Raw genomic sequence first — 1,088 nt, 5'->3', positions numbered from 1 at the left:
CGGCGTTCGGACGATGATCACCGCGGCGACGTCCTTGACATAGACCGGGCGATTATCACGCGTGCCAATCAGCAAAAGGCCGATATCGGGAACGCCGATCATGGTCTGCCCCGCCGAGACGCTCCGCATCGTGCCGGCATCGCGCACGCTGCCGGCCAGGAAGGAGCGGTTGGCGTCCTTCACCTTGGCGACGAGAACTTGAGCAAGAGGCCCTGGCGCAGCGTTTCGAGCGGACTGTCGACCAGGCCGGCGACATTGAACTCGTTGATGATCTCCGGATCGCTGAAGCGCTGAGCGACATAGCCGATCGAGACGATGTAGATCACGAACAGCACGATGTGGGCGACGTAGAGCTGCCAGACGCGCTTGGTCAGGCGGGTGCCGCCGACGATGAAGCCGCGATCGAGCATCATCTTGGCGTAGACGAAGGAGGCGGTGTAGCCGGAGATGAAGACGAACAGGTCGGCGGCGTCGCTGAACCCGTAATTTCGCGTGGTGATCCAGTTGACCACATTGTCGGGGATGTGATCGAGGAAGATCGCCCAGTTGGCGACACCGCGGAACAGGTCCAGCCGCAGATCGCGTCCCTTGCCGGGGAGAATTGCCTGAATCTCCATGAATCCTCCCTTAGCCTTGTCGTTCCGTCCGCCCGGGCGGCCGGCAGGTTCGATTTGTCACGCCGCGACGAACCGAATATATCAGGATCGAATTGAAATCCGCGCGTCGGAATCACGAATTGGCCGCGTCCGATCAACGTTCAGTACGGTAGCTGAACGGAGGGCGTTACGCCAAGATGGTGTCGTGATCGCCGCCGCCGGCCAAACGCCGCAACGCCGCACCTCGACAGGCCGCTTTTCATGACCGCACGGATCTTCAAGCCCGCCAAGAACGCCATGCAATCCGGCAAGGCCAAGACCAAGGATTGGCAACTGGATTATGAGCCCGAGCAGCCGCGGACCATCGAGCCGCTGATGGGCTGGACGTCCTCGACCGACATGAATTCCCAGGTGAGCCTGCGCTTCCACACCCGCGAGGAGGCGATCGCCTATTGCGAGCGTGAGGGCATCGCCTACCAGGTGATCGAACCG

At 61.7% G+C, this 1,088-nt stretch carries 1 protein-coding gene and 2 pseudogenes; 1 reads left to right on the top strand and 2 read right to left on the bottom strand.

The window, feature by feature from the left end:
- Together I5M_RS05255 and opgC are read right to left on the bottom strand one after the other, a co-directional pair.
- Positions 1–213 (bottom strand): annotated as a pseudogene (locus I5M_RS05255) (hypothetical protein); the annotation flags it as partial.
- Positions 195–617 (bottom strand): annotated as a pseudogene (gene opgC / locus I5M_RS05250) (OpgC domain-containing protein); the annotation flags it as partial. The pseudogenes opgC and I5M_RS05255, both read right to left, overlap by 19 nt.
- 240 nt (positions 618–857) lie before the next feature.
- Here opgC and I5M_RS05245 point away from each other — a divergent pair.
- On the top strand, positions 858–1,088 hold a 231-nt coding region (locus I5M_RS05245; protein WP_022720448.1), incomplete at its 3' end, for an ETC complex I subunit.

Source organism: Rhodopseudomonas sp. B29, assembly GCF_000333455.1.
In the GTDB taxonomy this organism is placed as follows: Bacteria; Pseudomonadota; Alphaproteobacteria; order Rhizobiales; family Xanthobacteraceae; genus Rhodopseudomonas.
The sequence above is the reverse complement of the archived record's forward strand: the minus strand, read 5'-3'. Positions and strand labels throughout refer to the sequence as shown.